The following is a 21,873-nucleotide window of genomic DNA, read 5'->3' on the forward strand; positions in this document are numbered from 1 at the left end:
GGCTGAGTCCTGTAATGTACAGAACTCAGCCCTCACGGCCTTAGCCCAAACCTGTCCAACTTTGCGGGGTCAGTTCAAAACTTCCGGGGCTTTTTTTGTCATTTACGCGTCTTCAATTTTTCAAGCACGTTATCGACGATCTGCTCGGGCGTCAGCTCGATGCTTTCCGTGATCGCCTCCTCTTCGCCGGGTTCTTCCAGCGTGTCCAGCTGGCTCTGCAACAGCGACGGATCGAAGAAGTGTCCAGTGCGCGAGCCCAGACGCTCGCGAAGCACTTCCATCGTGCCGTGCAGATAGACGAAGCACACGTCGCGGTCGCCGTCGCGCAGGATGTCGCGATACGAGCGTTTCAGCGACGAGCACGTAAAGACCGCCGTCTCGCCGGCGCGCTGCTTTTCCTCGATCGCGGCACGAATGGTCTTCAGCCACGGCCAGCGGTCCTCGTCGGTCAGAGGAATGCCTTTGTGCATCTTCTCCTTGTTCGCGGCGCTGTGGAACGCGTCGCCGTCGGTGAAGGTGCAGTGCAGCCGCTCCGCCAGCATTTCGCCGATCAGTGACTTGCCGGCGCCCGACACGCCCATCGCGATCAGAATCATCGAAGTCTCCTTACACGACCGTCGCAAGCGCGAAGGTCAAACCGAGTCCCATCAAGGAAATGATGGTTTCGAGCAGCGACCAGGTCTTGAACGTTTGTCCGACCGTCATCCCGAAATACTCTTTGATCAGCCAGAAGCCGCCATCGTTCACATGCGAGAAGATCAGCGAGCCCGAGCCGGTGGCGAGCACCAGCAATTCGGGGCTCGTATGCCCACCCGCCGCGGCCGCGATCGGCGCGACGATGCCGCACGCAGTCGTCATCGCGACCGTTGCCGAGCCTGTCGCAAGACGAATCAGCGCAGCGACGAACCAGCCGAGCAAGAGCGGCGACAGGCTTGCCTGCGATGCCGTCGCGACGATTTGCTGGGAGATGCCGCTGTCGCGCAGAACCTGGCCGAAACCGCCACCGGCGCCGACGATCAGCGTAATGCCCGCGATCGGCGCAAGACATTCGCCGCAGAACTTCTGAATCTGGTCGCGGTTGAAGCCCTGCTTGGCGCCGAAGGTCCAAAAGCTGACCAGCACGGCGATCAGAAGCGCCATATCCGACTGGCCGATAAAGCGCAGCAAATCGTTCGGCAACGTCTTCGGCGCGAAGACCAGATCTGCCCAGCTTCCGATCAGCATCAGAATGACCGGCAGCAAGATGGTGAACAGCGTGATGCCGAAGCTCGGCAGATCGCGGTTTTTCTCGGTGTCACCATGCTTTTGAGTGAACTGGTCGGCGAGCGCGTTGGCATCCGGCAGCTTGATGTACTTGTGGATCATTAGCGCGAACAACGGACCCGCGACGATCGCCGTCGGTACGCCGACGAGCAGTCCGTAAGCTATCGTCTTGCCGATATCCGCGTGATAGGCCTGCACAGCAAGCAGCGCAGCCGGGTGCGGCGGAATCAGACCGTGCACGACCGAGAGGCCCGCGACCATGGGCAGGCCGATCAGCAGCAGCGATTTGCCAGTGCGTCTCGCGACGTTGAACGCGATCGGAATCAGCAGCACGAAGCCCACTTCGAAGAACACCGGCAAGCCGACGATGATCGCAACGACCATCATCGCCCAGTGGATGTTCTTTTCGCCGAACAGATTGATCAGCGTATTGGCGATGCGCTCGGCGCCGCCCGATTCGGCCATCATCTTGCCGAGCATCGTGCCAAGACCGACGACGACGGCAATGTGGCCGAGCGTGTTGCCGTTGCCGGTTTCGAACGACTTCACGATTTTGTCCATCGGCATGCCGACCGCAAGGGCCAGCAATACCGACACGATCATGAGAACGAGGAACGGGTAAACCTTGTAGCGGGCGATCATCAGGATCAGAACCGCGATTGCGATCACCGCGTAGAGCAGCAACATGCTCCCGTGGACGGCTGGCATAACGCCTCCTTGATTTTGTTGAGGTTTGCGCTATGTATGCGTTTGCCGTCGCTGCACTGCACACAGGGGCAATGTCCGGCAAGCGCACACAGGGCGCTGGGCACCGGAATTTTACTTGTAAGCGACGGGTTTGGCCGGGGAATTGCTGTTGAGGGAAACGTGAATAAGCCGCACGTTTTGCACGCTCGAAGCGCAGGCTAATTCAAACGCAAAAAAGCGACGTTCGATTGAGCCGCCCGTCACCACGTAGGGCGACTTCACGCGCGGCGAGCGCATCAGCACCGTAACGAGATATAGACAACTCTGGAAAATGCCGTTTTCGCAGAGCGATTGCTCCCAGTGCCGGATGTGGATCCAAACGCCGACGGTGATGCGCTCCGGCATGCGGGATTTGCTTTGTTTGTTCATACGCCGACCTCGTGCTTGCTTTCCTGGCAAAGATTGATCGACCGGTTTGCGAAAGCATCCAGGTTTGCCTGATTGAACAGATTCACTGCGCCGATGACGCGCTGCGCGCGGCCGCGGTAATCGCTTCGATCCAGGCATGCGCAAGCCGCCGTACAAGCAGGGGATGTGGAGTAAGGTCGCGCACGGAACGCACAAACAAAAAAAAGCGCGCACGACCGTTCACACGGTCGCGACGTTCCCTTTGATGCAAAGCTTATTTATGCGGCGCCAGCTCGCTCGCGGCACGTGCGAGACGCGTGACTTCTTCCCAATTCTGCGCGGCAAGCGCAGCCTTCGGCGTCAGCCAGGAACCGCCAACGCACACCACATTCGGCTGCGCCAGAAAATTGGACGCCGTTTCAGCCGTGATGCCGCCCGTCGGACAGAACTTCAGATTTGGGAACGGTCCATAGAACGCCTGCAGCATTGGAATGCCGCCCGCCTGTTGCGCCGGGAAAAACTTGACGATCTCGTAGCCCAGCTCCATCGCGGCGATGATGTCGCTCGGCGTCATGACACCCGGCAGCAGCGGCAACCCTGCGTCCTGCGCGGCCTTGTGCATGTCTTTCGTGAGACCCGGCGACACGCCGAATTGCGCGCCCGCCTTTTTCGCTTGCGCGCAATGCTCGGGCTTCGTGATGGTGCCGACCCCGACGACGATATCGTCCGCCAATTGGCTGGCGCGCTCGATCGCGCCGATGCCCGCCGCCGTACGCAACGTGATCTCGAGCACTTTCACACCGCCCGCGTGCAGCGCGCGCGACACATGTTCACCTTGTTCCACAGAATCGAACGCAAGCACCGGAATCACCGGTCCCAGACGCACGATTTCGCTCACCGTTTTCATTGATGCAACTCCTGGTTTATGTGCGGCGCCATCTTGCCGACCGCAAGTTCTCGGGAAGTTCGGGCCGTTCGCCCGTCGTTACGATGTTCAATGATGCGTCGCGTGCGCCTTGTTCAGCGCCGATGCCGCGGCGCGCGCGTTGTCGTGAAGCGCATTTCTCTCATGCGACGACACCGCGTCTTTCGCCTGCCCGTCATGCGCGGCGTCCGCGCCAATCAGCGCGCCGAACACGGATGCGCCCTCTTCCGCCGGCAACGCCGCGCTACGGAATACGCCGAACAGTTCGCGTCCGAATCCTGCTTCGTTATCCGCCTGATACAGCGGCGCCTGGACTTCCCGCGAGGCCCACTCGTTCGCGTCGATCTCGATGTCCAGCACGCCAGCAGGCGCGTCGATCACGAGCGTGTCGCCGGTGCGCACCTTGCCGAGCGGACCCTGCAGCAGCGCTTCCGGTGAGACGTGAATGACCGCCGGCACCTTGCCCGATGCGCCCGACATGCGCCCGTCCGTAACCAGCGCGACATGGAAGCCTTGATCCTGCAACACGCCGAGCAACGGCGTCAAACGATGCAACTCGGGCATGCCGTTCGCCCGCGCCCCCTGAAAGCGCACCACGGCGACGAAATCGCGCTTCAACTCGCCTTTGTCGAACGCTTCCTGCACTTCCTCTTGCGAATTGAACACGATGGCCGGCGCCTTCACGACACGATGCTCCGGCGCGACCGCCGAAATCTTGATGACGCCGCGCCCGAGCTTGCCCTGCATCAGGCGCAGACCGCCGTCCGGCTGGAACGGCTCGCCGATGCCGCGCAGCACCTTGGTGTCGTGACTTTCCTGCGCGCCGTCGACCCAATGCAGCTTGCCGTCGATGAGCTTCGGCTCCTTCGTATAGTGCGAAAGTCCCTTGCCCGCGACCGTCTGCACGTCCTCATGCAGCAGTCCGCCTTCGAGCAGATTGCGTACGAGGAACGCGACGCCGCCCGCCGCGTGGAAGTGATTCACGTCGGCCTTGCCGTTCGGATAGATCTTCGCGAGCAGCGGCACTACTTGCGACAACTCGTCGAAATCGTTCCAGTCGATCACGATGCCCGCCGCCCGCGCGATCGCCACGAGATGCAGCGTGTGATTGGTCGAGCCGCCCGTTGCCAGCAGCGCGACGATGCCGTTCACGATTGCCTTTTCGTCGACGACATGGCCGATCGGCGTGTAATTGCCCCGCTCGAGCGTGATATCGAGCACGCGACGCGCGGCTTCCGCCGTGAGCGCGTCGCGCAGAGGCGTGTGCGGATGCACGAACGCCGCGCTCGGCAGATGCAAGCCCATCACTTCCATTAGCATCTGGTTGCTGTTGGCCGTGCCATAGAACGTGCAGGTGCCGTGGCCGTGATACGCCGCCGACTCCGCTTCCAGCAACGCGGCGCGGTCGCATTTGCCAGTGGCGAATTCCTGCCGCACCTTGGCCTTATCGTCGTTGGTGAGACCGCTCGTCATCGGGCCGGCGGGCACGAAAATGGTCGGCAAATGACCGAACTGCAAGGCGCCGATTGCAAGTCCCGGCACGATCTTGTCGCAGACGCCGAGGCACAGTGCCGCGTCGAACATGTTGTGCGTGAGCGCGACGGCCGTGCTCATCGCGATGACTTCCCGCGAAAAGAGCGACAGTTCCATGCCGGCGTTGCCTTGCGTAATGCCGTCACACATGGCGGGCACGCCGCCCGCGAATTGCGCAATGCCGCCGTGCTCGCGCGCGGCCTGCTTGATGATGTCCGGGAAGCTCTTGTAGGGCGCGTGCGCGGAAAGCATCTCGTTATAAGACGAGACGATGCCGATGTTCGGCTGGCGAATTGACTTGATCGCAATCTTCTCCTCACCTTCGAGGCCGGCGAAACCGTGCGCCAGGTTCGCGCAGGACAGCGCGCCACGCGCCGGGAACAGGCCGTGTGCGGCGTCGATGCGCGCAAGGTACGCCGCGCGCGTCGGCTTGCTGCGCTCGATGATGCGATCGGTGACTTTTTTGAGTTGCGAATGCAGGGAAACCATCGAAGCTCCTTCGTCTCACTCCCGGCGCGCCCGCCGTTGAGGTTGGATTGATCATTGCGGGAGCGGCGTTTGGACTTGTCGTGTAGCCGCGTTTCAAAATACTAGTAGAAAAACTACATCAAGACAATGACAAAATAGCTCAGACTTTCGTCTGCAAACGAGCCAAGCGCCTTCCCGTTCAATGCCTCAGGGATTTCCCCGACATTCGACTCCGCATTTATGTAGTATTTGTACAAGCTCCTAATCGGCTATAGTCCCAAGCAATTTTCAGCATAGGCGAGATTTCCGATGTTGCTGTCCCAAGTCGAAGCAAAGCGCGAGCAACTGCGGCCATCCGAGCGCAAGTTGGCCGACTACGTGCTCGAAGCGCCGCGCGAGGTGCTCGATCTGTCGATGACCGACTTCGCGAAGCGCGCCGGTGTCAGCCAGCCGACCATCGCACGGTTTTGCCAGGCGCTCGGCTTTTCGGGCTTCCGGGAGTTCAAGATCCGCCTCGCACAAAGCGTAGCAGCGGACGTTCCCACGGTTTATCGCGACGTGCGCACGGACGAACCGCCCGCGGGCGTCGCCGCCAAGGTGCTCGACCGGACCATCGGCGCGCTGATCGGCGTGCGCAATACGCTGTCTTCAGACAGCGTCGCGGCGGCCATCGCGATTCTCGCCGCAGCGCGTCGTATCGAGTTCTACGGCGCGGGAGGATCGGGCATTGCCGCGCTCGATATGCAGCACAAATTTTTTCGATTAGGCGTACCGTCTGTCGCATACTCCGACCCGCATACGTACACCACTTCCGCAGCGCTGCTCGGCGCGGGCGATGTCGTCGTCGCGATTTCCAACACCGGGCGCACGAGAGACATTCTCGACGCGTGCAAATCGGCGTTAAACGGCGGCGCCAAGGTCATTGCGATCACGCATGGCCATTCGCCGCTCGCGCGCATGGCCACGGTCGGATTGTTCGCGAACGTCAACGAAGACACCGACATTTTTTCGCCAATGACATCGCGCGTGTCACATCTCGCGATCGGCGACATCCTTGCGGTCGGACTCGCGCTGGCTCGCGGGCCAGCGCTTGCGGACAAGCTTGCTCAAGCGAAGGACGTGCTCGAAGGGCGGCGGGTGGGCACGTAGGCAGCGAAGGCTGCGTCGCCCTCCAAAGAGCGGCGAACGTTCGCCTACGCTGTTTATCACTCACTCCCTCACCGGAGCACCCATGAGCAGTTCCTTTTCCGTCGAGCATTTCGAATCCTGCGTCTACGGCGAGAAGCCGGATGAAGCCATTGCGCCGCTTCCGAACTCCACGCGTTGCTCACCGAAAGACCATTCGTCGACCTGCTGACTTTAATGGCGCCTTCGGATGCATGTCCACGTCCCGGCATAAACCGGTCGCTCGACAGTTTCGCGAGTCGCACGGCGACAGCCATCATTGCGCTCGTCGGGCACACCAGGTTCACTCTCACCGATGAGCGGTTCTCGCAACTGGCGGGCTCCCGTTCGCTAATCCAGCATTTGCTCGGCGCCGCGGTTCAGAAGAACGCCGATTATGTCGCCCGCCGGTTCCTTCCCGTCATTGCAGAAGATGGAACGGTTCAATTGCCGGTTCGGATTCGACAAGACGGCTCAGGATTCCATGCAACGCGGAATCGCGCCTGCCGCTGGATTATTTTGCGTGCATTCGCGCGGATGCCGTGCCCGCGCTGAATCTTGCCATTGCGAACGCCGGTGAAATATCTTCCGGCAGTGCCGACGCGCATCGCAATCGCGAAGCGCTCCCCGACTGGCTCGACAAGGCGCTTGGCGATCAGAGCGATCTCCCCGACATCGAAACAAGTCAATTGTTCGCGTTGTACATGCATTGCACCCATGCCGAAATGGAGCATCGGCACGCGATCAAACGAAGCATCAACAAACTCGTGCGCAGGACGCTCGCGAGCACGGTAGTGACCGATCCAAACCCGGAGCTGACCGCTCAACGACGCGCTGGACGCCCACGCTCCCTCACGCTCGTCACATGCTCCTGAGCCCGTTCCCCTTCGGCAATACGAACGGTATCGTGGATGCGTTCACGGTCGGGTTGCCGGGCATCTGCAAGACCGGTCGGGAGGTGTTCGAGCGGATCGACGGCGCCATGTTCATGCGCGCCTATATGCCCGGCTGGATGGTCGCGGATACGGCCGAGGAATACGTCGAAGCGGCGGTCAGGCTCGCGAACAATCACGAAGAACGAGAATCGCTGCGCAGCTACATGCTCGAAAAGAACGTGGTGCAGCGATTCTTCGAAGGGCGTCCGGAAGTCTTCGGCGAAATGGTGCTCGATCTGGTGAACAAGCAAAAAGCCGGGCACGCGTCCGTCAGAACGGCTTGATCACCACGAGCAAGGTCGCGCCGAGCAGCCCAAGCACCGGCAGTTCGTTGAACATTCGATACCACTTGTCCGAGCGCCTGTTTTCGCCGCGTTGAAACGTGTGCAGCAGGCGCCCGCAATACGCGTGATAGGCGATGAGCAGAACGACGATCGTCAGCTTCGCGTGCAGCCAGCCCTGTCCCGCGCCGATCCCGACGACGAGCCACAGCCACAGCCCGCACGCGAGCGCCGGCACCGCGATGAACGTCATGAACCGAAACAGCTTGCGCGCCATCAGCAACAGACGCGCGCTCGCGGCGGGATCCGTTTCCATCGCGAGGTTCACGAAAATGCGCGGCAGATAGAAAAGCCCCGCGAACCACGAAGCGACCAGCACGATATGCAGCGATTTGATCCAGAGCATCGTTCTTCTTGTTCGAGCCTGCTTATTGACGGACTTCGCCGCGGCCGAGCACCACGTACTTGAGCGATGTCAGCCCTTCGAGCCCGACAGGACCGCGCGCATGCAGCTTGTCGTTCGAAATGCCGATTTCCGCGCCGAGGCCGAATTCGAAGCCATCGGCGAAGCGTGTGGACGCGTTCACCATCACGCTCGCCGAATCCACTTCGCGCAGGAAACGCATCGCGCGGTCGTGATCTTCGGTGACGATCGCGTCGGTGTGATGCGAGCCGTAGGTGTTGATGTGGTCGATGGCTTCATCGAGCCCGTCGACGATCTTGATCGCCAGCACCGGCGCGAGATATTCCGTGCTCCAGTCTTCGTCGGTCGCATCGACGAGGCCGCCCATCTTCGCCGCTTCGAGCACGGCGCGCGCTTGCCCGTCCACGCGCAGTTCGACTTCTTTCGCCTGATACGCGCGCGCGAGTTGCGGCAAGGCCTGCTGAGCGATGCCGCGCGCGACGAGCAGCGTTTCCATCGTGTTGCAGGTGCCGTAACGATGTGTCTTCGCGTTGTCGCAAATGACTGCCGCCTTGTCGAGATCCGCGCGATCGTCCACATACACATGGCAGATGCCGTCGAGGTGCTTGATCATCGGCACGCGCGATTCTTCCATCAACCGCGCAATCAGGCTCTTGCCGCCGCGCGGCACGATCACGTCGACGAATTCGGTCATCGTGATGAGCTTGCCGACCGCCGCGCGATCCGCCGTTTCGACGACCTGCACCGCGTCCTGCGGCAAGCCCGCTGCTTCCAGCCCGACGCCAATCAGCTTCGCGAGCGCCGTGTTGCATTCGAGCGCCTCGGAGCCGCCGCGCAAAATGGTGGCGTTGCCGGACTTGAGGCACAGCGCGGCGGCGTCGATCGTGACGTTCGGCCGCGACTCGTAGATGATGCCGATCACGCCGAGCGGCACGCGCATCTGGCCGACCTGGATGCCGCTCGGACGAAACTTCAGCCCGCTGATTTCGCCGATCGGATCGGCCAGCGCGGCGACCTGGCGCAAGCCTTCGACCATCGTGTTGATCGCCTTGTCGGAAAGCGTCAGGCGGTCGATGAACGCCGCATCGTAGCCCTTCTCCCGCGCCCGCACGAGGTCGCGCGCGTTCGCTTCCTTGAGCGCATCGCGCTCGCGTTCGATGGCGTCCGCCACGGCGTTGAGCGCCGCATTTTTCGCCGCCGTCGACGCCCGCGCCATTGCGCGCGACGCCGTGCGGGCGCGGCGGCCGAGGTCGGTCATGTATTGATCGATGTTCATCGTGGGTCTCTTCCGTGATCCGCTTTCTCGAGCGCTTCCAAGGCCGAAGCGTCAGTGCCTTCATTCTAAGCCGTTGCACAAATTGCAACAGCGTGTGACCGATGCGTCCTAGCGGCGCGGTCGTGGCGCTGGCGTAGCCTGCGCCGGCGTGCCGCCGTGCGCGACCGCCATCGCGAGTTCGAACATGCCGGCCCACGGATCTGGCGGTGGCTCGCTGCCGCGCGCTCCCGTGCCTCCGGAAAGCCCTTTCACCTGCCGATCCAGCCGCGCCGCGAGCGACAGCGCCTTTTCCAGCGCGTCGTCCGTCACGCGCGAGAGCGCCGGGCCGATGAGCCTTTCGCGCGGCCCCCAGACGCGGTTCTCGCGCATGAGCGTGGCGAGCGGCTTGCCCGCCGCGACGCCGCGCTTGATGCGCAACAGCGTGCGCACTTCCTCGACGAGCGCCCAGAGCACGAGCACGGCGGCTTCGCCTTCGCCCTTCAGTCCGTCGAGCATGCGCGCGAGACGGCCGACATCGCCCGTCAGCATCGCTTCGTTGAGCTTGAACACGTCGTAGCGCGCGACGTTCAGCACAGCGTCGTGGATCTGCTCGAACGTGAGCACGCCCTCGGGATAGAGCAGCCCGAGCTTCTGGATTTCCTGATGCGCGGCGAGCAGATTGCCTTCCACCCGTTCCGCGATGAACGACAGCGCGCGCCGCCCTTCCTCGCCGGGTGCGACGCGCTGCCCTTGCTGCGCGAGCCGCTGGCCGACCCACATCGGCAATTGCGCGCGTTCGACCGGATCGATCTTCAGCGCGACGCCCGCGCCGAGCAACGCTGTGAACCAGCCCGACTTCTGCGTCGCGCTGTCGAGGCGCGGCAGCGTAACGAGCGTCACGACGTCGGGATTATCGGCGCCGGCGATCGCCTTCAGCGCTTCCGCGCCTTCCTTGCCGGGCTTGCCGGTCGGAATGCGCAGTTCGATCAGTTGACGGTCGCCGAAGAGCGACATCGACTGGGTTGCGCCGATGAGCGCGCTCCAGTCGAAACCGCGCTCGACAGTGAATACCGTGCGGTCGGTGAAGCCGCCCGCGCGCGCGGTGGCCCGGATGCGGTCGCACGCTTCCTGGGCGAGCAGATGCTCGTCGCCGTACACGACGTACAGCCCCTTCAGGCCTTTCGCGAGGTGCGCTTCGAGCGCGTCGAGCTTCAGTTGCATGATGCTGGCGAGCGTCCGCGTTTCAGAGCGGCGGCACCGGCAGCGGCGCGCGCGGCGCGACGCCCGGTGTCTGCTCGCCCGGCGCCGGATGCAGCGAACGCACTGTCGCGAGACGACGGGTCAACTGGTCCACGGCGTCGTTGCGCATGTCGTTGTAAAGCAGCGTGGATTCCTGGCTTTTCGCAAGCGTGTATTGATCGCTATAGGTCATCGAACGATTCAATATGATTGCGCTCGGCGGAATCAGCAGCGTGCCATCCGCGCCCATCAGCGAATAGTTCACGTTGTAGACAAGCTCGTATTCCTGCACAACACCCTGCGCATTCAAGCTCAGCGTGCGCAACCCCTGACCCTCGGACAAATTGAGCGTCGCGTCGGGCTTCTCGTAAGGCTTGACGATCACCGTGTCGCTGCCACCCTGAACCATGCGCTCGAGGCGCGCGACCATCTGCGGCGTGCCGCCTGTGATCGCGAGCCGCTTGAACGCATAGTCCTGCTGGCCGCGCAGTTGGAAGCCGCATGCGGACAGCGCGGCCGCGCCGCCCACGAGCACGAGGAACGAACGCCTGCTTACGCCTTTCTCGACGGCTTTCCGGGTCACATCGACTCCCTTGGTTTTGCGCATCAGACGACCACGTTGACGAGACGCCCCGGCACCACGATCACCTTCTTCGGCGCGCGGCCTTCCGAGAACTTCGCGAACATTTCGTGCGCGATCGCGGCCTTTTCGATGGCTTCACGCGATGCATCCTTCGCGACCGTCAACGCGCCGCGCACCTTGCCGTTCACTTGCAGCACGAGCTCGATTTCGGATTGCTCGAGCGCGGCTTCGTCGACCTTCGGCCAGGGCGCATCGAGCAGCGGGCCGAATTCCTTCTCGTAGCCGAGCTCCGACCACAACTGGAACGTGACGTGCGGCACGACCGGATACAGCACGCGCAAGAGCACGCCGAAGGTTTCGTTCAGCACGCCGACGCCCGCGTTCTTCGCGCCTTCGACCGCGTTGAGCATTTTCATCGCCGCGGAAACCACCGTGTTGTACTGCAGGCGGCCGTAGTCGAAATCGGCCTGCTTGAGCACGGTGTAGATTTCACGGCGCAGCGTTTTGTCCGCGTCGCGGAGCGTCGATGCGTCGAGCTTCGCGTGCTGGCGCAGCGCCTCGGCGTTGTCGTGAGCGAAATGCCACACGCGGCGCAGGAAGCGGCTCGCGCCTTCCACGCCCGCGCCCGACCATTCGAGCGACTGCTCCGGCGGCGCCGCGAACATCACGAAGAGGCGCGCGGTGTCCGCGCCGTACTGATCGATCAGCGTCTGCGGATCGACGCCGTTGTTCTTCGACTTCGACATCTTCTCGACGCCGCCGAGCACGACCGGCTGACCGTCAGCGTTCAGCGTCGCGCCGGTCGGACGGCCCTTGTCATCGTGTTCGACGGTGACTTCGAGCGGGTTGTACCAGGTCTTCTTGCCGGCCGCGTCTTCGCGATAGAACGTCTCGTTCAGCACCATGCCCTGCGTGAGCAGGTTCTTCGCGGGCTCGCCGAACTTGATGAGGCCCATGTCGCGCATGACCTTCGTCCAGAAACGCGAATACAGCAGGTGAAGAATCGCGTGCTCGATGCCGCCGATGTACTGGTCCATCGGCATCCAGTAGTCGGTGCGCTCGTCGACCATCGTCTGAGCGTCCGGCGCGCTGTAGCGCGAGAAGTACCAGGACGAATCGACGAAGGTGTCCATCGTGTCGGTTTCACGCTTCGCCGCCGCGCCGCACTTCGGGCACGTGCAGTTCAGGAAGGCTTCCGACTTCGCGAGCGGATTGCCCGAGCCGTCCGGCACGAGGTCTTCCGGCAGCACGACGGGCAGATCTTTTTCCGGCACCGGCACGTCGCCGCAGCTCGGACAGTGGATGATCGGAATCGGCGTGCCCCAGTAGCGCTGGCGCGAGATGCCCCAGTCGCGCAGACGCCAGGTGATCTGCTTGTCGCCGAGGTCCTTCGCCTTGAGGTCGGCGGCGATCGCGTCGATCGCTTCCTCGGTCGTCATGCCGTCGTACTTGCCGCTGTTGATGAGACGGCCCGCGGTCTTGTCGCCGTACCACTCTTGCCATGCGTCGGTCGAATAGGTCTTGCCAGCGACTTCGATCACCTGATTGATGGGCAGGCCGTACTTCTTCGCAAACGCGAAATCGCGTTCATCATGCGCGGGCACACCCATCACCGCGCCTTCGCCGTAGGACATCAGCACGTAATTGCCGATCCACACTTCGACCTGCGCGCCCGTCAACGGATGCGTGACGAAGAAGCCAGTGGGCACGCCCTTCTTTTCCATCGTGGCGACATCGGCTTCCGCGACGCCGCCGCGCTTGCATTCGTCGATGAACGCCTGCAAGTCCGCATTGTCGCGCGCGAGGCGCGTGGCGAGCGGGTGCTCCGCCGCGACTGCCGCGAAGGTGACGCCCATGATGGTGTCGGCGCGCGTGGTGAAGACGCGCAGCAGCTTCGCTTCGCCGTCGATTTCATACGGGAAGCCGAAATTCACGCCGAAGCTCTTGCCGATCCAGTTCTGCTGCATGATCTTGACGCGCTCGGGCCAGCCGAGGCCGTCGAGATCGTCGAGCAGTTGATCCGCGTAATCGGTGATGCGCAGGTAGTACATCGGGATTTCGCGCTTTTCGACGAGCGCGCCCGAGCGCCAGCCGCGCCCGTCGATGACCTGCTCGTTCGCGAGCACGGTCTGATCGACCGGATCCCAGTTCACCGTGCCGGTCTTCTTGTACGCGATGCCCTTTTCCAGCATCTTCAGGAACAGCCACTGATTCCACTTGTAGTAATCCGGCGAGCACGTGGCGACTTCGCGCGACCAGTCGATGGCGAGGCCCATCGACTGCATTTGCTTCTTCATGTACGCGATGTTCTCGTACGTCCACTTCGCCGGCGGCACGTTGTTCGCCATCGCCGCGTTCTCGGCGGGCATGCCGAACGCGTCCCAGCCCATCGGCATTAATGTGTTGTGACCGTTCATGCGCAGATAACGGTACATCACGTCGTTGATGGTGTAGTTGCGCACGTGCCCCATGTGCAGCTTGCCCGACGGATACGGCAGCATCGAGACGCAATAGAACTTGGGCTTGGCCGACGTCTCGGTCGTCCGGTAGACGTCGTTCGCGCGCCAGTTGCTCTGCGCGGCGGATTCGACGTCGGCGGGTACGTATTTATCGTGCATGGTGTGGTTGGCTTTCGGCAAATGCTGGGAACGGACTTTGAACCAGCCGCTACCGATATGAGCGACGAGTCCAGGCGCTGCGGCATCGCTGACACGGCGCGGCGTCGGAATTCGGGCCTGCTGGCTTCTGCAAGGCCCGCCGAACGGGGAAATGGCGATTATACCGTTCGATGCGCGGCAACTCGCGCGCTTATCTCGCGGGCGCCGGTGCCTGCGGCCGCCCCGGCTGCGTGACGAAGCCGATGCGTTCCAGCCCCGCCTGCTGCGCCGCGCCCATCACCTGCGCGATGACGTCGTAGCGCGTCGCACTCGAGGCCCGCAAATGCAGTTCGGGTTTCTGCGCCGCCTTGCCTGCATCGGCGAACCGCGCGCGCATCTGCTCGAAACTGACCGGCGTGTCGTTCCAGAAGAGCTTGCCGGCGTCGTCGATGGAAAGCGTGATGGTTTGCGGCGTCTCGCGCGCGGGCTGCGACGCGACTTTCGGCAGATCCAGCCGGATCGCGTGCGTGAAAAGCGGCGCCGTGATGATGAAGATGACCAGCAAGACGAGCATGACGTCGATGAGCGGCGTCATGTTGATGTCCGACATGGGCGCGCCGTTGGATTTCTTGTCGAGTCCGCCGAAGGCCATCGCCGCGCGCTCCTATTCGGTCGGACCGCAGACGAAGGCGTGCAGATCGTGCGCGAAGCCGTCGAGCTCCTCGGAAATCTGCCGCACGTAGCGGCCGAGCACGTTGTACGCGAGCACGGCGGGAATCGCGACGACCAGCCCGAACGCCGTCATGATGAGCGCTTCGCCGACCGGCCCGGCGACGTTTTCGATCATCGCCTGCCCGCTCGACGCGATGCTGACCAGCGCGTGATAAATGCCCCACACGGTGCCGAGCAGGCCGACGAACGGTGCCGTGCTGCCCACCGATGCGAGCAGAACCTGGCCGAATTCGAGTCGGCGTTGGGAGCGGAGCAACGCATGACGCAGCGCGCGCAGGACGCGTTCACTGCGCTCCACGCGGGCGAGCAGCGCGCCCGGCATTTCAGCTTCGGATGCACGCCACGCTGCTTCGGCGAGCGGCAGAAACACGCGCTCGCGATCGACGCGCTGCAATGCGCCGATCCCGTCTTTCAGACTCGGTGCCTGCCAGAAGTGTTGCAGCGCACGCGGCCCCTGCCATTTGGCACGCGCGAGAATCCACGCCTTCACGAGCAGGAAGCACCAGCTCGCGAGCGACATCGCGAGCAGCAAGCCCGCGACCGCGTGCGTCACGGCATCGCCGGATTGCAGATAGTGGATAACGCCCGTTGCCGCCATTGTCACGAAGATGAATCAGCGCAGGCCGAGAACGTCCTGCATGTCGAAGAAGCCCTTTTCGTGCCCTTGCAGAAAGTGCGCGGCGCGCAGCGCGCCTTGCGCATAGGACAGACGGCTCGCCGACTTGTGTGTGATCTCGACGCGCTCGCCGATGCCCGCGAAGAGCACCGTGTGATCGCCGACGATATCGCCGCCGCGAATCGCGGAAAAGCCGATGGTCGACGGATCGCGCTCGCCCGTCACGCCTTCGCGCGCGTACACGGCACAGTCCTTCAGATCGCGGCCGAGCGCGTGGGCGATCACCTCGCCCATCGCGAGCGCGGTGCCCGACGGCGCGTCGACCTTGTGCCGGTGATGCGCCTCGATGACTTCGATGTCGTAACCCTGCGCGAAATGCTTCGCGGCGAATTCGAGCAGCTTCAGCGTGACGTTCACGCCCACACTCATGTTCGGCGCGAACACGACGCCGATCTTCTCGCCCGCCTGCTTGAGCCGCGCCTTCCGCTCGTCCGAGAAACCCGTCGTGCCGACGATCATCTTCACGCTGTGGCGCAGCGCGGCTTCAAGGTGCGCCATCGTGCCTTCGGGGCGCGTGAAGTCGATCAGGTAGTCAGCGTCGGCGAACACGCGCTCGATGTCATCGGTCAGTAGAACGCCCGTGGTTTTGCCGAGGAATGCGCCCGCGTCCTGCCCGAGCTGCGGCACGCCGGGCCGGTCGAGCGCGCCGACGAGTTGCGCGTCCGGATCGTTGAGAACGGTTTCGATCAGCATCCGGCCCATGCGGCCCGATGCGCCGGCGATGGCGATCTTCATGGCAGTCTCGTGTTGAACCGCGCGCAAGACGCGCGATGGATGATGCGGATTGGCGATGCGGCTGAAGCGGCGCCGCGTCGAAACGCGTGGCGCGGCTTCGGCTCCGAATGGCTGAACTGCTTACTGGCTTTGCTGCGGCAGATAGAACTGCGCCTGGCTGCCCGCGTTGGCCGGCGTCGGCGACGAGCCCGCCGGGCCTACCGCGCTGCTGTCCGGAATGTTGATCGTCTGCGGCCGGCGTTGCAATTGAATCTGCGAGTTGCTGCCGCTCTGGCCGCTCGAACCGGGCGCGCCGCCTGCCGTCTGCGGCACGTTCACGCGCACCGACGACTGCGTGCGGCCCGTCGGCGTGTCGACCTGCGCCGTGGCGCGGTTGGCGGCCTGTGCGGCCTGCTGATTGGCGTCGCCCGCGAATGCGGCTGCGGTATTCGGCTGCGTGGACGGCTCGCCGGACGGCGCGGTCACCGCTGCCGTCGACGCCACCGGCGCCGACGCCGCTGCCGTCGCGACCGGCTTCGCGACCTTGACGCCCTTGTCGCCGTCGATTTCCGCGAGCAGTTCGAGGTTGGAAGGCAGGTTCTCGCCGCCCGACCAGCTCACGACGCGATCGCTCGCGAAGTTCACGACGAAGTCCCGCTGCTGCACGATGGACGCGGACCCGCGTTTGAAATAGAACACATAGTCCCAGCGATCGGCGTGGAACATGTCGGTCAGAAGCGGCGTGCCCAGGAGCTGCTTCACCTGATCACGCGACATGCCGACCTGCATCTGATTCGCTGCTTCCTGCGAAACGAAATTGCCTTGCACGACCGTGATCCGATACGGTGTGATGCTTTGCGCGATCTTCTGCGTGACGCTGTCGTACGCCGAGCAGCCGGCGAGCAATGCGGCCAAGGTTGCTGCGATCACGGTTCCCCGCATGCGACGGCTCTCCCTGCAAGTCGATAAAAATTTGGAAAACATTTCACCTTTCACGCGAGGCGCTCCGAGGTCGCGCTCTTTTCGTCCAATTCGCCTTGCGTCCGCTCGGGATGTCGGGAATCGGAAAAACGCATTACTATGAGAACCTTGAATTGTACTCTAGGGATGCCTAGCCATGACCAATCCCGCCGATCTCAAAAATATCGGGCTCAAGGCGACCCTGCCCCGCCTCAAGATTCTCGAAATTTTTCAACATAGTCCGGTGCGCCATCTGACCGCCGAAGACGTGTATCGAAGCCTGCTCAACGAAGAGCTCGATATCGGTCTCGCAACGGTTTATCGCGTGCTCACGCAGTTCGAGCAAGCCGGCCTGTTGTCGCGGAGCAATTTCGAATCGGGCAAGGCCGTCTTCGAGCTGAACGAGGGATCGCACCACGATCACCTCGTGTGCATCGACTGCGGTCGCGTGGAAGAGTTCTTCGATGCGGAGATCGAACGCCGTCAGCAATCGATCGCGAAGGATCGCGGCTTCAAGCTCCACGAGCATGCGCTCGCGCTGTACGGCGCGTGCACGAAGGAAAACTGCCCCCATCGCAAGCATTGAGGTGACGCGCCGGCCAGCGGCGCGTAGATGAAAAAACCGCCGCCCATCGGCTCGATGGGCGGCGGTTTCGTTTCGCCTGTACGTTTCGTGGTTTTGCGTCTGATCGATTCGCATTTGCGTTTGCGTTCGAAACGACCGCCTCAAGCCGCGCGCGCTTCGCGTTCGATCAGCGTGTATCGCTCCGGCAATTCGATCTCGTCGCAATTCGGAAGATCGCCGCCCCGATCCACGACGATGAAATCCGCCACCTTGTCGAGCACGATCAGCGGGTGATGCCAGACGCCGCGCGCGTAGTTCACGCCTTGCGAGCCGCGCACATGGAACGCGCGCATCCGGTCGGGATCGAACTCGCCGGCGGGCGCGACGACCACGAGATAGCGCACGTCCGCGAGCGGCACGAACGCCTGGCTGCCGAGCGGATGCCGCTCCATCATCGAGATCACGACCGGCTGCGCGCGCGGCTGGCCGCGAAACACGTTGATGAGCGGCCGTCCGCCGCTCTCGAAGCCGACCTCCACGTTCGCGAGGTCGTGAAAGCGCTCGGTCGTGCCCGCGTTGATCGGAAAATGGCGCGCGCCTTCGAGTTCGATCACATCGCCGAACGGGGCGAAGGCCTCGCGCGTGAGAGGCTCCAGGGTCAGCGTCTTCATTCGATTTCACCGAAGATTCGCAGACGCGACACGCCGCCGTCCGGACAGATGTTGAAGCGCACGTGCGTCACGGGACCGAGCGCGGCGATCTCTTTTTCGAAGCGATGCACGCTGTCCATCGACAGCTTTTGTTCGTCGAGCAGCACGGGCCAGAACATCGCCTGCGTGACGAGCGATTCGTCCGTGCCGCCTTCCACGCGCGCCGCCTGCAGCGAACAGCGGTCCGGATAGTTGCCCTTGAAGTGCGCGGTATCGACTTCGATCGCGCGAATCACGCCGGGATTCGCCAACGCGACGATCGCCCAGTCGTTGCCCGGCTCACGGCGCCGGCGCGTTTCCCAGCCATCGCCCATGTTCGCGCCGCGTCCCGGCATCAGCATTTGCGACGCGGGACCGAAGTGCTGATTGTTCGCCGCGACGAGATACGCGCCGTTTTCGATCGCCGCGAGATCGAGCAGCGTCCCGCGTTCGACGCGCGAGAAATCCGCCTTCGGCTGCCCGTACACGCGCAACCGCGCGATGCCGCCATCGGGATAGATGTTCACGCGCAGATGCGTGTAGGCGCGCGTGTCGCCGATCTCCAGATAGTGATGACGATTACCCTGCAGCGTCGTCGACGGAACGATCTCGCGCCAGTCGCCGTTTTCCTGCGGATTTCCGTTTTCGCTGTAGCACGCTTCGATCGACGCCGCAGGCGGGAAATTGCCGGTGAAATGGCTCGTGTCGATATCGATGCCGTGAATCACGCCCGCGCGCGCGAGCTTGACGATGCAGTAGTCGTAGCCCGTCGTGCGCTTGCGGCGGGTCTCCCAGCCGTCCATCCACTTGCCGTGCTCGTCGTACTTGCCGGGGATGAACACCGCCGGCTGCGGCTCCAGCATGCGCTCCTTCGGCGCGAAGAATTCGTCGGTGGCGAAGAGCGCCTGCGCACCGAGCCGCGGGTCCGCGAGATTCATGTAGCGGCGGGCGAAAGCGGGAGCGTCTGCGTCGAGAATCGGGTTGGCCATTTCAGTTTCCTTCAGTTGCGGTGAGTCACAATGCGTGTGCGTTTTCATGTCCGTGACCGTGCGCAGGTTCCGGCGCGGCGGGCACGAAGCGGTATTCGGCATCCTGGTCGAGCACGCGTTTCGCGCGCGCCCGGTCGATGTCCTTCTCCCACACGGCGACGACCACCGTCGCCACGCAATTGCCGATCAGGTTCGTCAACGCCCGTGCTATGCCGACGAACCAGTCGACCGGCAGAATCAGCACGAGGCCGAGCACGGGAATCGCGGGAATGGCGGAGAGCGTCGCGGCGAGGATCACGATGGCCGAGCCGGGAATGCCGTGCGCGCCCTTCGACGTCACGAGCGACACGAGCACGACGACGATCAGGTCATGCAGGGACAACGGCGTGTTGGTCGCCTGGGCGATGAAGATCACCGCGAGCGTGAGATAGATCGAGAAGCCATCGAGGTTGAACGAGTAGCCGGTCGGGATCACGAGACCGACGGTCGAATCCTTCACGCCCATCCATTCGAGCTTGCGCATGATCTGCGGCAGCACGGCATCGGAGGAAGCAGTGCCGAGCACGATCGACAGTTCTTCACGCAGATAGCGCACGAGCTTGAAGATCGAGAAACCCGCGAGACGCATCACCACCCCCAGCACGACGAACACGAACAGGAAGCAGCTCGCGTAAAACACGATCACGAGCAGACCCAGTTGCTTGAGCGAGGCGACGCCGTACTGACCGGTCGTGAACGCGATCGCGCCGAGCACGCCGAGCGGCGCGAACTTGATGATGAACGCCATGATGCGGAAGAACACGTTCGACAACTCGTCGATGAACACCGTCACGCGCTGCGCCTTCTCGCCGAGCATCGAGAGCGCCGCGCCGAACAGGATCGCGAACACGAGCACTTGCAGGATGTCGCCTTTGGCGAACGCATCGACCGCGGTGTCGGGAATGATCTTGAGCAGGAAGCCCGCGGTGTCCTTCAGGCTCTTCGCGTGCTCCGTGTAGGTGGAGAGCGACGCGGCGTTGAGCGTGTGAAGGTCGATATTCATGCCGACGCCCGGGCGCGTCACCCACGCGAGAATCGCACCGATCACGAGCGCGAGCGTCGTCATGATCTCGAAGTAGATGACCGCCTTCAGCCCGACGCGCCCGACCTTCTTCAGATCACCCGCGCTCGCCATGCCGCTCACGACGACGCAAAACACGATCGGCCCGATCACCATCTTGATGAGCTTGAGAAAGCCGTCGCCCAACGGACGCAACGACTGGCCGAACTGCGGAAACAACGCGCCCACCACGATGCCGATGACCAGCGCGATCATCACCCTGCCGAACAGCGAATTCAAAAATCTCGACACGACCGTCTCCTCGTGTAATGTCTCGGGATCAGAGCAACTGTTCCGACTGGTCGGACCAGTGCCGTGATGGGGAATATTAGAAAGCCGATATAGCCCCGTCAAGGAAGCATTGATAGCGGTTTACCCTTTCCTGGCCAGGCACGAAACCGCGAGCGGAACAACCGTTCACACGCCCGCACGGCACGCGCATACAATGGCGGTCAGACCGGCCAATACTGTTTTCTTCCTATGAAAAACGTCCCGCATACCGTGACCGACGCCGCAATCGCGACCATCCGTGAGCGCATCGAATCCAGCGTGTACCCGGTCGGGAGTCTGTTGCCGGCGCAACGGCAACTGTCGGAGGAACTGTCGATCAGCCGGGCGTCGCTGCGCGAGGCGCTCTCGACGCTCGAAGCACTCGGCATGCTGCACATCCGCCCGGGCAAGGGTGTGTATGTCAGCAGCGCGCAGGCGAGCACCGCGCATCCGTGGCGCTTCGCGGATCAGGCATCGCTGCCTGACACGTATCAGATGCGCTTCGCGCTGGAGGGATTCGTCGCGAGGCTCGCGGCGCATTCGATCGGCGATTCCGACATCGACTGGCTCGACGACAATCTCGATTCACTGCACGCCGCGTTGACGGAGTCGGCGCTCGAGGAAGCCGCGCAACTTGATTTCGCGTTCCACATGCGCATCGTGAGTCTCGCGGGGAACGCTGCGATCGAATCGATCCTGCGCGGCAGCGCCGACATCATGAAGGAGAGCCAGCGCCTGCCGTTTTATCGGCGTGAGCTGGTACTGTCGACGTATCACGAGCATGCGGTAATCATCGAAGCGTTGAAGGCACGCGACGGAGAGAAGGCCGGCCGCGCGATCGAAGGACACATCGTCAATGCGGCGCAGCGCGCGGGCGTGCATTTTCCGGTGCCGAACAGATAAAGCACGGCACTTCTCGACGTGTTCGCAGTCTCAGCAAGGGCCGTGCGTGATGGAGGTTTCTATCCGCTTGCGCTGCCCTGCAATTAGCGAACATCAAGAGGAGCAGCATCGATGGACATGCAACAACTCGTTTCAGAATTTCTGTCTTCGGAGCACGGCGCGCAAGCCACGCAAGCGCTGACCGATCAAGGCTTCAGTCCCGAAGATAGCCAGCAAATGCTCAGCACCGCTGCGGAAACCGCGCACGCACACGCCGAAGAACAGAATCAGGGCTTGCTGGGTGATCATCCTGGCAAGAGCTTTTTCGCCGCGTTCGCGGCAGGGCTCGTGCGGGGCGACGGCTTTCTGAAATCGATGGAAGAAGGTGGCGAAGGCATCCTGACGGGGCGCGTCGCCGAATCGATCGCGGCGCGCATGGGAATCGATCCCGCCACGGCATCGACAGTTGCCGCTGCGGCGACGCCTTACGTCGTCTCGTTCCTGCGAGAAAAGCTCGCGTAACCGAGATAGGCCG

Annotated in this window: 24 protein-coding genes; 7 read left to right on the top strand and 17 right to left on the bottom strand. The window is 63.0% G+C overall.

All coding sequences use genetic code 11. The features are described 5' to 3' along the window. Positions 1 to 98: 98 nt before the first annotated feature. From NCR38_RS11140 to edd, 5 genes are all read right to left on the bottom strand, one after another. Entirely contained in the window at positions 99 to 596 is a 498-nt protein-coding gene (locus NCR38_RS11140) for a gluconokinase (protein ID WP_061121301.1), read from the bottom strand. Between the two features lie 10 nt (positions 597 to 606). Further along, on the bottom strand, positions 607 to 1,971 hold the full coding sequence (locus tag NCR38_RS11145; protein ID WP_061121302.1) for a GntP family permease: 1,365 nt from the start codon (positions 1,969 to 1,971) through the stop codon (positions 607 to 609). A gap of 111 nt (positions 1,972 to 2,082) precedes the next feature. After that, positions 2,083 to 2,379: a DUF2827 family protein gene (locus NCR38_RS11150; protein ID WP_250477073.1), complete on the bottom strand. Its 297-nt coding sequence runs from the start codon at positions 2,377 to 2,379 to the stop codon at positions 2,083 to 2,085. A 253-nt stretch (positions 2,380 to 2,632) separates the two neighbouring features. Further along, positions 2,633 to 3,265 carry a bifunctional 4-hydroxy-2-oxoglutarate aldolase/2-dehydro-3-deoxy-phosphogluconate aldolase gene (gene eda, locus NCR38_RS11155; RefSeq protein ID WP_061121303.1) on the bottom strand — a complete coding sequence of 211 codons (633 nt, stop codon included), beginning with the start codon at positions 3,263 to 3,265 and terminating at the stop codon, positions 2,633 to 2,635. Between the two features lie 87 nt (positions 3,266 to 3,352). Then, complete coding sequence (edd, locus tag NCR38_RS11160; protein ID WP_250477074.1) at positions 3,353 to 5,305, bottom strand: phosphogluconate dehydratase; 1,953 nt, start codon at positions 5,303 to 5,305, stop codon at positions 3,353 to 3,355. 288 nt (positions 5,306 to 5,593) lie between these two features. Between edd and NCR38_RS11165 the strand changes: the two genes are divergently transcribed. From NCR38_RS11165 to NCR38_RS11175, 4 genes are all read left to right on the top strand, one after another. Beyond that, entirely contained in the window at positions 5,594 to 6,433 is an 840-nt protein-coding gene (locus NCR38_RS11165) for a MurR/RpiR family transcriptional regulator (RefSeq protein WP_061121305.1), read from the top strand. 82 nt (positions 6,434 to 6,515) lie between these two features. After that, complete coding sequence (locus NCR38_RS34140) at positions 6,516 to 6,641, top strand: hypothetical protein (protein WP_284503692.1); 126 nt, start codon at positions 6,516 to 6,518, stop codon at positions 6,639 to 6,641. A gap of 349 nt (positions 6,642 to 6,990) precedes the next feature. Further along, positions 6,991 to 7,323 (top strand): hypothetical protein, encoded by a 333-nt coding sequence (locus NCR38_RS34450; RefSeq protein WP_061121306.1) that lies wholly within the window; start codon positions 6,991 to 6,993, stop codon positions 7,321 to 7,323. Next, positions 7,314 to 7,667 carry a hypothetical protein gene (locus tag NCR38_RS11175; protein ID WP_061121307.1) on the top strand — a complete coding sequence of 118 codons (354 nt, stop codon included), beginning with the start codon at positions 7,314 to 7,316 and terminating at the stop codon, positions 7,665 to 7,667. The genes NCR38_RS34450 and NCR38_RS11175 overlap by 10 nt, the downstream gene beginning before the upstream one ends. On the opposite strand, the gene NCR38_RS11180 is transcribed toward NCR38_RS11175, so the two are convergent. The 9 genes from NCR38_RS11180 to NCR38_RS11220 form a co-directional block, all read right to left on the bottom strand. After that, on the bottom strand, positions 7,654 to 8,070 hold the full coding sequence (locus tag NCR38_RS11180; RefSeq protein WP_061121308.1) for a CopD family protein: 417 nt from the start codon (positions 8,068 to 8,070) through the stop codon (positions 7,654 to 7,656). The genes NCR38_RS11175 and NCR38_RS11180 overlap by 14 nt on opposite strands. A gap of 22 nt (positions 8,071 to 8,092) precedes the next feature. Continuing rightward, on the bottom strand, positions 8,093 to 9,364 hold the full coding sequence (locus tag NCR38_RS11185) for a glutamate-5-semialdehyde dehydrogenase (RefSeq protein WP_061121309.1): 1,272 nt from the start codon (positions 9,362 to 9,364) through the stop codon (positions 8,093 to 8,095). A gap of 108 nt (positions 9,365 to 9,472) precedes the next feature. Further along, positions 9,473 to 10,564: a DNA polymerase III subunit delta gene (gene holA, locus NCR38_RS11190; RefSeq protein WP_061121310.1), complete on the bottom strand. Its 1,092-nt coding sequence runs from the start codon at positions 10,562 to 10,564 to the stop codon at positions 9,473 to 9,475. A gap of 22 nt (positions 10,565 to 10,586) precedes the next feature. After that, complete coding sequence (gene lptE / locus NCR38_RS11195; protein WP_061121311.1) at positions 10,587 to 11,189, bottom strand: LPS assembly lipoprotein LptE; 603 nt, start codon at positions 11,187 to 11,189, stop codon at positions 10,587 to 10,589. Next, complete coding sequence (gene leuS / locus NCR38_RS11200; RefSeq protein WP_250477075.1) at positions 11,189 to 13,783, bottom strand: leucine--tRNA ligase; 2,595 nt, start codon at positions 13,781 to 13,783, stop codon at positions 11,189 to 11,191. Before leuS ends, lptE begins: the two co-directional genes overlap by 1 nt. Positions 13,784 to 13,973: 190 nt before the next feature. Beyond that, positions 13,974 to 14,414 (bottom strand): biopolymer transporter ExbD, encoded by a 441-nt coding sequence (locus tag NCR38_RS11205; RefSeq protein WP_061121313.1) that lies wholly within the window; start codon positions 14,412 to 14,414, stop codon positions 13,974 to 13,976. Positions 14,415 to 14,426: 12 nt separating this feature from the next. Next, complete coding sequence (locus tag NCR38_RS11210; RefSeq protein ID WP_061121314.1) at positions 14,427 to 15,092, bottom strand: MotA/TolQ/ExbB proton channel family protein; 666 nt, start codon at positions 15,090 to 15,092, stop codon at positions 14,427 to 14,429. Between the two features lie 15 nt (positions 15,093 to 15,107). Beyond that, a complete protein-coding gene (dapB, locus tag NCR38_RS11215; protein ID WP_061121315.1) occupies positions 15,108 to 15,905 on the bottom strand; it encodes a 4-hydroxy-tetrahydrodipicolinate reductase in 798 nt (265 codons plus the stop codon). A 120-nt stretch (positions 15,906 to 16,025) separates the two neighbouring features. Continuing rightward, a complete protein-coding gene (locus NCR38_RS11220; RefSeq protein WP_061121316.1) occupies positions 16,026 to 16,826 on the bottom strand; it encodes an outer membrane protein assembly factor BamE in 801 nt (266 codons plus the stop codon). 175 nt (positions 16,827 to 17,001) lie between these two features. Here NCR38_RS11220 and fur point away from each other — a divergent pair, with 175 nt between their 5' ends. Beyond that, positions 17,002 to 17,430, top strand: a complete 429-nt coding sequence (gene fur / locus NCR38_RS11225; RefSeq protein WP_035507641.1) for a ferric iron uptake transcriptional regulator — start codon at positions 17,002 to 17,004, stop codon at positions 17,428 to 17,430. Between the two features lie 140 nt (positions 17,431 to 17,570). On the opposite strand, the gene NCR38_RS11230 is transcribed toward fur, so the two are convergent. From NCR38_RS11230 to NCR38_RS11240, 3 genes are read right to left on the bottom strand one after another with little or no spacing between them, the layout of a single operon-like run. Continuing rightward, on the bottom strand, positions 17,571 to 18,080 hold the full coding sequence (locus NCR38_RS11230; protein WP_061121317.1) for an ureidoglycolate lyase: 510 nt from the start codon (positions 18,078 to 18,080) through the stop codon (positions 17,571 to 17,573). Continuing rightward, the gene (alc, locus tag NCR38_RS11235) at positions 18,077 to 19,087 is read right to left on the bottom strand and encodes an allantoicase (RefSeq protein WP_250477076.1); all 1,011 of its coding nucleotides are present in this window, start codon (positions 19,085 to 19,087) and stop codon (positions 18,077 to 18,079) included. Before alc ends, NCR38_RS11230 begins: the two co-directional genes overlap by 4 nt. A 25-nt stretch (positions 19,088 to 19,112) precedes the next feature. Beyond that, positions 19,113 to 20,438, bottom strand: a complete 1,326-nt coding sequence (locus NCR38_RS11240; RefSeq protein ID WP_250477077.1) for a C4-dicarboxylate transporter DctA — start codon at positions 20,436 to 20,438, stop codon at positions 19,113 to 19,115. 228 nt (positions 20,439 to 20,666) lie between these two features. Here NCR38_RS11240 and NCR38_RS11245 point away from each other — a divergent pair, with 228 nt between their 5' ends. After that, a complete protein-coding gene (locus NCR38_RS11245; RefSeq protein WP_061121320.1) occupies positions 20,667 to 21,359 on the top strand; it encodes a FadR/GntR family transcriptional regulator in 693 nt (230 codons plus the stop codon). 111 nt (positions 21,360 to 21,470) lie between these two features. After that, positions 21,471 to 21,860, top strand: a complete 390-nt coding sequence (locus NCR38_RS11250; RefSeq protein ID WP_061121321.1) for a hypothetical protein — start codon at positions 21,471 to 21,473, stop codon at positions 21,858 to 21,860. The last annotated feature ends 13 nt before the right edge of the window (positions 21,861 to 21,873 follow it).

Origin of the sequence: Caballeronia sp. INML1 (assembly GCF_023631085.1) — a bacterium.
In the GTDB taxonomy this organism is placed as follows: Bacteria; Pseudomonadota; Gammaproteobacteria; order Burkholderiales; family Burkholderiaceae; genus Caballeronia; species Caballeronia turbans.